The following is a 10009-nucleotide window of genomic DNA, read 5'->3' as shown; positions in this document are numbered from 1 at the left end:
GAATCATAGTGCACGGTTTTTGGTGTTAATTCACATATTTAAGTGCACTATTCTACCAAAATATACACTATTATTCAATTCAATCAGTTATTTATGATTTTTGAGTAAGCTCTAATTAGTAGACCATTTCTCACTCGAGATCAAGATTACCTTCAAGAGCTTGCTCATAAATCGTATACGGCAAAATAACTGTATCCAATGCGCTGGACAGCACTATATCAACGAGCATAAGTTCAGGTACTCCCCCGATCCATAGCGATGTGCGCGACGGCTTCCCGCGTAAAGTACAAATATTGTAGGCAACACCACTATATACTCGCGGGATCGTTGCACAGGGAGAACTCACGCGGCTGAGATCACGGCGTGCTACGGAATCATCGCGGACAACAGTGTTGATGGTTCCACATCCTATGAGTAAAGAAGCCATTGCAACAATAAACGTAAACCATAGTACTTTCTTCATCTTAATTCTCTACAATCACTTTCAGTTGTGGATGATTCAATGCAGCACAGGATCAAGTCTCGAATCGAGAATATTGCGAATAAATCAAGCATATTGTGATCACTACATGAATTTCCTCTCAACCCAATCTTTCACCCCTCCAAGCGCCACAGGCAATTGCTCCGGCTGCGTTCCACCCGCTTGCGCCATATCTGCACGTCCGCCGCCTTTGCCTCCGACTTGTTGCGCCACAAAATTGACTAGCTCACCAGCTTTGATCCGATCCGTTAGATCTGCGCTGACACCCGCGATCAGCGTGACTTTTCCGTCGGTTACGGTACTAAGCACAATAGCGCAGGTCTTGAGCTTGTCTTTCAGTTGATCCATAGTTTCGCGCAGGGTTTTGGCATCGGCGTTTTCCAGATTGACGGCCAGCACTTTGACGCCTTTGATTTCCTCCACTTGCGCTGCTAAATCGGAGCCTTGCGAGCTGGCAAGCTTGGTTTTTAAACGTGCCAACTCCTTTTCGGTTTGTCGCACGTTTTCGATAATCTGCGCAATTTTCTGCGTGACTTCTTGCGGATTAGTTTTTAAAGTCTGCGCGATTTCCAGCAGTTGCGCTTCGCGTTGTTGCACATAATCGACGGCGGCTTTTCCGGTGACGGCTTCAACGCGGCGGATGCCAGCCGCGACGCCGGATTCAGTGATAATTTTAAACAAGCCGATTTGACCCACTTGCGGTACATGCGTGCCACCACATAACTCGGTGGAGAACTCACCCATGCCGATGACGCGCACCACGTCCGAGTATTTCTCGCCGAACAATGCCATCGCACCGCGCTTGATCGCATCGTCGTACTTCATCGTGGCCGCTTCAACGATACAATTGTCGCGGATCTGTTCATTGACTAGGCGTTCAGTTTCCCGAATCTCATCTGTGGTGAGTGGCACATTATGGGAAAAATCAAAACGTGTACGATTGGCATCGACCAGTGAGCCTTTTTGCGTCACATGCGCGCCCAATACTTTGCGTAGCGCGGCGTGCAGCAAATGTGTAGCAGAGTGGTTATTGGCGATGCTGATGCGGGTTTGTGGATTGACTCGTGCTTGCACAGTATCCTTGATCACTAGGCGTCCGCTACGCAATAAGCCTTTATGGCCGAACACACCGGCTTGGATCTTCTGCGTGTCGGTTACCGCAAAAGTGCCATTGGCGGCAAGCAACTCACCGCAATCACCGACCTGGCCACCCGATTCGGCGTAAAAAGGCGTTTGATTCAGAACCACGATCCCTTCCTCACCCGCTTCGATGAAATCCACTGCGCTACCCTGCTTGTAGATCGCCAATACCTGTCCTTCATGCTGCAAAGTTTCGTAACCATAGAACGTGGTTTGACCGCCCGAATACTCAATCCCTTCTTGCAGGGTGAATTTGTTGGCAGCACGCGCTTGCTCACGTTGACGTGCCATGGCTTGTTCGAATCCTGCATGGTCAACAGTAATACCGCGTTCACGAGCAATATCGGCAGTCAGATCAATCGGGAAGCCAAAGGTATCGTAGAGCCGGAAAGCGGTTTCGCCATCCAATACTTGAATTTTCTGACCGAGTGCAGTTTCCAAAATTTGCATGCCATTTTCCAGCGTCTCAGCGAAACGCTCTTCTTCCTGCAGCAATACCGCGCCAACACGTGCTTTGGCAGCAGTCAATTCCGGATAAGCTTGGCCCATCACTTGGTTTAAGTCTTCCACCAGATAATGGAAGAAAGGTTGTTTCTGCCCTAGCTTGTAACCGTGGCGAATGGCACGGCGAATAATGCGGCGTAATACATAGCCGCGGCCTTCACTGCCTGGGATGACGCCGTCGGTAATCAAAAACGAACAAGCGCGGATATGATCGGCGATGACTTTTAACGAATTGTCGGTAAGCTTCTTTGTGTTGGTAACGCGCGCCGCCGCTTTGATCAGACTTTGAAACAGATCAATGTCGTAATTGCTGTGTACATGCTGCATCACGGCAGAGATGCGCTCTAATCCCATACCGGTATCGACCGACGGTTTGGGCAGCGGATGCAATACTCCGGCACTATCGCGATTATATTGCATGAAAACCAGATTCCAGATCTCGATGTAACGATCACCATCAGCATCGGCAGAGCCGGGTGGCCCGCCTTTGACATCAGGACCATGATCATAAAAAATTTCAGAACAAGGCCCGCACGGCCCGGTATCCCCCATTTGCCAGAAGTTATCCGTGGTGGCAATTCGCACGACGCGTGATGGCTCTACACCAACTTCATTCAACCAGATATCCGCCGCTTCATCATCTTCCGCATAGACGGTAACCCATAATTTCTCGCGCGGAATCTCAAGGGTATCCGTAAGAAAATCCCAGGCAAATAAGATAGCGTTGCGCTTGAAATAATCGCCAAAACTGAAATTACCTAGCATTTCGAAGAAAGTATGATGCCTTGCCGTATAACCGACATTTTCCAGATCGTTATGCTTGCCACCGGCACGAACGCAGCGCTGTGAGCTAACAGCACGCACATAAGGGCGCTTATCCTGGCCGAGGAAAACGTCTTTGAATTGCACCATGCCAGCATTGGTGAACAAGAGTGTCGGATCATTGCCTGGCACTAACGGGCTGGATGAGGCGATGGTATGGCCGTGAGATTCAAAAAATTCGAGAAATTTCTGTCGTATCTGGTTGCTTTTCATATTGCTTGCTGCTGCTCGTATCGTTCTAGTTCAGTCACTGTCAAACCCACTGCTTCGCCTTTGACGATAGCCAAGGTTTGGACTTTAACCCGGATCGTGATTTCTTCGTTCATTTTCGGCAAATCAAATTCGGTTAGCACCGTGATTTCCCCGCTGCTATCTTTCAGCACATACATCTTCAGATTGACCAAGGGCAAGCGCGTGGGATCCTTGGGTGTGCCTTTTAATGTAATTTCTTTCCCATCAAAATTGGCCGGCGCGGCATTAATTTCCTGAATCAGTGTAATTCCACCTGCATGCACTTGAAAACCAATGACTAGGATCACCCAAAAAAAGATTATTCTTCTCCAACATTTCTTCATGCGTTTCCCTCGTCTGCTTGTGCGAGAACTTGTTGTATTGTTTCCATGGAAAAGCCTCTATTCATCATAAACCGCACCTGTTTTCCGCGTTCTTCCTTGGAAACAGGCGGATGATCGAATTTCTTGCGCCAGATGTTTATCGCGGCTTCCAATTCAGTTTGCTTGAGCGTCGGCAGAATGCCGTCAATCAAATGGGAATCTATCCCTTTTGCCTTAAGTTCATGAACAATGCGATGACTTCCAAAGCGCGATCGGCGAATGCGCGCAACCTGTTCCACCACTCGTTGCTCGGACAGAAAGCCCATCCGCTCCAGTTTATCCAACACACTTGCAAGCGCCTCCGTTTCGCAGGACTCTCTTCGCGCAGAAAGTTTTTGCTCCAACTCCCGTCGCGAATGCTCTCGTCTGGCAAGCATGCGCAGTGCACGAATTTCTAAAGGGGTACGGGGACTCACAAAACTTATTTCTCTTTTTCAGTTTTTTCTTTCACAGGGCTGGCTTGATCAGCAATGCCAACAATCGATCGAATTTTTTGTTCAATTTCTTGCGCGATATTCTTATGCTCTTTCAGATAGTCACGCACATTATCTTTGCCTTGCCCGATTTTCTCACCTTTATAGGCATACCAGGCCCCGGCTTTGTCGATCAGTTTATGCAATACACCCAGTTCGATAATTTCACTTTCACGCGAAATGCCTTCGCCATAAAGAATATCAAAATCCGCTTGTTTGAAAGGCGGTGCAATTTTATTTTTGACCACTTTCACACGGGTTTCATTGCCGATGGTTTCGTCACCTTTCTTGATCGACCCGGTGCGGCGGATATCCAAACGTACCGAGGCGTAAAATTTTAACGCATTGCCACCCGTGGTAGTTTCAGGATTGCCGAACATGACACCGATTTTCATACGGATCTGGTTGATGAAAATAACCATCGTATTGCTGCGCTTGATGTTGGCAGTTAACTTACGCAGCGCTTGCGACATTAGGCGTGCCTGCAAACCCATTTGCGGATCACCCATGTCGCCTTCAATTTCCGCCCGTGGAGTAAGGGCTGCGACGGAATCTATCACAATGATATCGACTGAACTGGAGCGCACCAGCATATCGGCAATCTCCAGCGCCTGCTCGCCGTTATCCGGTTGAGAGATCAACAGCTCCTTTACTTTGACGCCAATTTTTTGCGCGTACTGGGGGTCCAATGCATGCTCCGCATCAATAAAGGCAGCGGTGCCACCCAGTTTCTGCATTTCTGCGATAACTTGGAGCGTCAATGTCGTTTTGCCCGAAGATTCAGGCCCATAAATTTCGACAATCCGTCCGCGAGGTAATCCCCCTACTCCCAGTGCAATATCAAGACCTAGCGAACCGGTTGATACGACTTGTATATCATAAGCGACATCGTTAGCGCCCAACCGCATGATAGAGCCCTTACCAAACTGTTTCTCGATTTGAGCCAAGGCAACGTCAAGCGCTTTACTTCTATTTTCGTCCATGATTTATCCTGTTAAGAGTCAATTGGATTATTATCGCATAACCTATTTAGTATCAACGTAACTTGTTATGGCCGATTGTTTAACTTTTAAAAATTAACATAGTAAAATACTCGAGCATCCTGCTTGCCTGCGATATAATTACTGCCCAATGCTGTTGGAGCGGCAGAAAAAAGTCGCTGCACTCAATAATATTAATCGGTAACAAAGGGAGAATAGCTATCCGAGTCATTTTGTTAGGCGGTCCTGGTGCCGGAAAAGGCACTCAAGCCAATTATATTAAGGAACATTTTAGTGTTCCACAAATTTCTACAGGTGATATGTTGCGCAGTGCTGTGAAAGCAGGCACTGAATTAGGTGTCATGGCAAAAAAAATCATGGATACCGGCGGATTGGTTTCCGATGACATTATCATCAATTTAGTCAAAGAACGTATCACGCAACCAGATTGTGCAAATGGCTTCCTGTTTGATGGTTTTCCACGCACGATTCCACAAGCTGACGCCATGAAAGCCGCAGGTGTGCCGATTGATTTTGTGGTTGAGATTGATGTTGACGATGCTGAAATCGTTAAACGCATGTCGGGTCGGAGGGTACATCCCGCTTCTGGCCGCACTTATCATGTGGACTTTAATCCACCCAAATCGGCTGGCCAAGATGATGTAACGGGTGAACCATTGATACAACGCGATGATGACAAAGAAGAAACCGTCAGGAAACGACTGGAAGTCTATCACGAACAAACTGAACCATTGGTTGAGTATTATTCACAGTGGTCGGCACAAGGCGGAAAAGATGCGCCGAGCTATATCAAAATAGCGGGGATAGGTACAGTTGAAGAAATCCGCGATCAGATTATCGCAGCACTCAAATAAATTTAATCATACTCACCCATTCATTTGCATAACAGATTTAAACCGCAAAACTCAGGATGCGAGAAATGGCACCTGAGTTTTTGTGTGTAAAGATTTAGTGATACTTGCTTACGATTTAATCAATTAGGAGAAAAATATGGCAATTAAAAATGCATTTTATGCCCAATCCGGCGGTGTGACAGCGGTCATTAACGCCTCTGCCGCAGGTGTTCTGGAAACGGCACGCCAACATACTGACAAAATCGGCACTGTTTATGCAGGCCGCAACGGCATTATCGGCGCGTTAACTGAAGATCTCATTGATACCAGCGCCGATTCAGCCGCAGCCATTGCCGGGTTGCGCTATACTCCGTCGGGCGCGTTCGGTTCTTGCCGCTATAAATTGAAGAGTCTGGAACAAAACCGGCGCGAATACGAGCGCTTGATCGAGGTGTTCAAAGCCCATAATATTGGGTACTTTTTCTACAACGGCGGCGGTGATTCGGCAGATACCTGCTTGAAGGTCTCGCAGATATCAGACACGCTGGGTTATCCAATTCAAGCGATTCATGTGCCTAAAACCGTTGATAACGATTTGCCGATCACGGATTGCTGCCCGGGTTTTGGTTCTGTAGCCAAATATATTGCAGTTTCTACGCGCGAAGCCAGTTTTGATGTGGCCAGCATGTCTAAGACTTCAACTAAAGTTTTTGTACTTGAAGTAATGGGACGCCACGCCGGATGGATCGCGGCGGCGGGCGGCTTGGCATCTAGCCCTGGGTGTGAAATCCCGATTGTGATTCTGTTTCCGGAAGTATCCTTCAATAAGGAAAAATTTCTTGCCACAGTGGATCGCTATGTCAAGGAGTACGGATATTGCTCAGTCGTGGTCTCAGAAGGCGTTAAAGGAGACGACGGTAACTTCTTGTCTGATCAAGGCCTGCGCGATGCGTTTGGGCATGCGCAATTAGGCGGAGTTGCTCCGGTAGTGGCCAATATCATCAAAGATGGTCTGGGTCTGAAATATCACTGGGGAGTTGCAGATTATCTGCAGCGTGCAGCGCGCCACATTGCTTCCAAAACCGACGTTGAACAAGCCTACGCCATGGGCAAAGCAGCCGTGGACTATGCTCTGGCAGGACACAATTCAGTGATGCCAACCATCGTGCGTGAATCTAGCTCGCCGTATAAGTGGTCGGTCGGTATGGCGCAGTTATCCAATGTTGCCAATGTAGAAAAAATGATGCCGGATAATTTTATCAGCGAAGATGGATTTGGTATTACCCAAGCCTGCCGGGAATACTTGGCGCCGCTTATTGAAGGTGAGGATTACCCGCCCTACAAAGATGGTTTGCCAGACTATGTAAGACTCAAAAATGTTGCTGTCCCAAAGAAACTGGAGGAATTCAAAATTTAGCTGCATGCAAGGTTTAGATTGCTTGAGGTGTTGCATGGAAGCCAAACAATATGATTTCGGTCACCTAGCAATCTAAATTTCATAAATAATTGATGCATTCAGTAAGCAAGAACAGCTAAAATACACCCTGATCTTAGATTTAGAACAAGTGTTTAATAATGTGGAATTAATTAGGCCAATATTTCACATATGATTTTTATGGTCTGACTTTAATTGGAGTTCTCTATGGCTAGTGGTTTAGTTATCGCAATTCTTAGTGCGATTATAGCCCTGATATTCAGTGGTATATGGATTAAGGGTATTTTTGCTCAATCTACAGGCAACCAGCGTATGCAAGAAATTGCAAAGGCTATTCAAGAGGGTGCCTCCGCATATCTAAAACGTCAGTACATGACGATCAGTATGGTGGGTGCTGTGTTGTTTTTTGCGCTCTGGATAGCGCTCGGCTGGGATACGGCTATTGGTTTCGCTCTAGGGGCTATTCTTTCGGGTGCCGCAGGTTTTCTGGGGATGACGGTCTCAGTTCAATCGAATGTCCGTACTGCCCAGGCAGCAACCATCGGGTTGAATGAAGCGCTTGCAATTGCTTTCCGAGGCGGCGCGGTCACTGGAATGCTGGTTGTTGGTTTAGGCCTGCTAGGTGTTGCTGGATACTCTGCCATGCTGTTTGATGGCGCTGATCCCAATCAGTCTGTCAGCGATGTCATCAAGCCTTTGATTGGTTTTGCATTCGGCGGATCGCTGATTTCCATTTTTGCGCGTTTAGGTGGCGGTATATTCACCAAAGGTGCGGATGTTGGTGCGGATCTGGTAGGCAAAGTCGAAGCCGGAATCCCTGAAGATGACCCTCGCAATCCAGCCGTCATTGCTGATAATGTGGGCGATAACGTGGGTGACTGTGCAGGTATGGCCGCGGATTTGTTTGAAACCTATGCGGTGACCATTATTGCAACCATGATACTGGGCGCATTATTATTTACGGCAAACACAAGCAGTGCGGTTATATTTCCGCTGATGCTCGGTGCGGTATCGATTATCGCTTCGATTGTTGGTTGTTATTACGTCAAGATGCGTGATGGCGGCACCATTATGAATGCGCTTTATCGCGGTCTCGCTGTTGCGGGCGGCATTGCTCTATTAGCGTATTTGCCGGTAACTGTTTGGTTTATGAGCGACATGTCACTGATCGTGGATGGCACAGAGATTGCAGGCGGCATGCTGGTTCTGCGCGTATTCCTGGCTGCCGCAATCGGTTTGGTGTTGACCGGACTGATGGTTGTAATTACCGAATACTATACTTCGACCGATTATCCACCGGTTCAACATATTGCTGAAGCTTCCACCACCGGACATGCCACCAATATTATTGCTGGCATGGGTGTTTCAATGCGCTCAACAGCAGCACCAGTTCTGGCTGTGTGTATCAGTATTTTATTGGCGTATGCACTGGCTGGCTTATACGGTATCGCGATCGCAGCAACATCAATGCTGTCGATGACCGGAATTATTGTGGCACTGGATGCGTACGGCCCGATTACTGATAACGCAGGTGGTATTGCGGAAATGGCAGAAATGCCCGAATCAGTCCGTGCAATCACCGATCCTCTGGATGCGGTTGGAAATACAACCAAAGCAGTTACCAAAGGTTACGCGATTGGCTCGGCAGGGTTAGCGGCATTAGTACTTTTTGCCGACTACACCCATGCTTTAGAACATGCCGGGTTTGAATTATCCTTCGATTTATCCAATCACATGGTAATTATCGGCTTGTTCATCGGCGGTATGATTCCTTACTTGTTTGGTGCCATGTCGATGGAAGCTGTCGGACGTGCCGCCGGATCGGTGGTGATCGAGGTTCGTCGCCAATTCAAGGAAATTCCGGGCATCATGGAAGGCACAGCCAAGCCAGATTATTCGCGTGCCGTGGATATGCTGACTAAATCGGCAATCAAGGAAATGATGATTCCTTCATTATTGCCTGTGCTGATTCCTCTGTTGGTCGGCGTGATCCTGGGACCGCAAGCCCTAGGTGGCGTATTGATGGGTTCAATCGTAACCGGTTTGTTCGTGGCGATTTCGATGACAACCGGCGGCGGTGCTTGGGATAATGCCAAAAAACATATTGAAGACGGACATTTTGGCGGCAAAGGCAGTGAGGCCCACAAAGCCTCGGTAACAGGCGATACCGTGGGTGACCCTTATAAGGATACGGCTGGCCCTGCAATTAATCCATTGATCAAAATTATCAACATTGTGGCATTGCTGATCATTCCTCTGCTATAACGATCATTGATTAATTAACCAATCAACTAAAGCACATCAGGCAACTGATGTGCTTTTTTATTGGGAGATGAAAATTTACTTTCTGTTTGAGAAAAACATGAATAATCTGATTTTGACAAGAAATCTGGTTATGGAAATGCACAAGACCGTTGTACGTACCATAAACTTTATAAAACCTTTTTCTCAAATTCTATCAATCGGTATCAAACGATGTATAACTGTATGAGTCATGCTGAGCTTTAAGGTTTCTAATCACCCATATAACTGTCTTCTCAGTCCACACCTATTCAAAATAATCGCACTGATCTCCTCAATCGAAATGCGCGTGGTCTCCAAATAGGGAATATCGAAATGATGAAACAGCGATTCCTGCCATTGTAGTTCTCGCTGACATTGCGCGAGCGATGCATATTCGCTGTTTGGGCGACGCTCCTGGCGAAT

General features: G+C 47.4%; 9 protein-coding genes. 3 read left to right on the top strand and 6 right to left on the bottom strand.

Going from position 1 to position 10009, the window contains the following annotated elements:
- Positions 1–130: 130 nt before the first annotated feature.
- The 5 genes from Q0C11_RS13460 to recA form a co-directional block, all read right to left on the bottom strand.
- On the bottom strand, positions 131–463 hold the full coding sequence (locus tag Q0C11_RS13460) for a YceK/YidQ family lipoprotein (RefSeq protein WP_293008823.1): 333 nt from the start codon (positions 461–463) through the stop codon (positions 131–133).
- Positions 464–565: 102 nt separating this feature from the next.
- On the bottom strand, positions 566–3160 hold the full coding sequence (alaS, locus tag Q0C11_RS13455; protein ID WP_293008821.1) for an alanine--tRNA ligase: 2595 nt from the start codon (positions 3158–3160) through the stop codon (positions 566–568).
- Positions 3157–3522, bottom strand: a complete 366-nt coding sequence (locus Q0C11_RS13450) for a hypothetical protein (RefSeq protein ID WP_293008819.1) — start codon at positions 3520–3522, stop codon at positions 3157–3159. Before Q0C11_RS13450 ends, alaS begins: the two co-directional genes overlap by 4 nt.
- Positions 3519–3977 (bottom strand): recombination regulator RecX, encoded by a 459-nt coding sequence (gene recX, locus Q0C11_RS13445; RefSeq protein ID WP_293008817.1) that lies wholly within the window; start codon positions 3975–3977, stop codon positions 3519–3521. Before recX ends, Q0C11_RS13450 begins: the two co-directional genes overlap by 4 nt.
- A 5-nt stretch (positions 3978–3982) precedes the next feature.
- Positions 3983–5017: a recombinase RecA gene (gene recA / locus Q0C11_RS13440; protein ID WP_293008815.1), complete on the bottom strand. Its 1035-nt coding sequence runs from the start codon at positions 5015–5017 to the stop codon at positions 3983–3985.
- Between the two features lie 218 nt (positions 5018–5235).
- Between recA and adk the strand changes: the two genes are divergently transcribed.
- The 3 genes from adk (at position 5236) to Q0C11_RS13425 (ending at position 9568) form a co-directional block, all read left to right on the top strand.
- Positions 5236–5889, top strand: a complete 654-nt coding sequence (adk, locus tag Q0C11_RS13435; RefSeq protein ID WP_293008825.1) for an adenylate kinase — start codon at positions 5236–5238, stop codon at positions 5887–5889.
- A 136-nt stretch (positions 5890–6025) separates the two neighbouring features.
- Complete coding sequence (locus Q0C11_RS13430) at positions 6026–7285, top strand: 6-phosphofructokinase (protein ID WP_293008813.1); 1260 nt, start codon at positions 6026–6028, stop codon at positions 7283–7285.
- 225 nt (positions 7286–7510) lie between these two features.
- Positions 7511–9568 (top strand): sodium-translocating pyrophosphatase, encoded by a 2058-nt coding sequence (locus Q0C11_RS13425; protein ID WP_293008811.1) that lies wholly within the window; start codon positions 7511–7513, stop codon positions 9566–9568.
- A 252-nt stretch (positions 9569–9820) separates the two neighbouring features.
- On the opposite strand, the gene Q0C11_RS13420 is transcribed toward Q0C11_RS13425, so the two are convergent.
- On the bottom strand, positions 9821–10009 hold a 189-nt coding region (locus Q0C11_RS13420), incomplete at its 5' end, for a kinase/pyrophosphorylase (protein WP_293008809.1).

The organism is Nitrosomonas sp. (assembly GCF_022842015.1).
Classification (GTDB): domain Bacteria; phylum Pseudomonadota; class Gammaproteobacteria; order Burkholderiales; family Nitrosomonadaceae; genus Nitrosomonas.
Note: the sequence above shows the minus strand (reverse complement) of the source record. Positions and strands in the feature narration are given on the sequence as shown.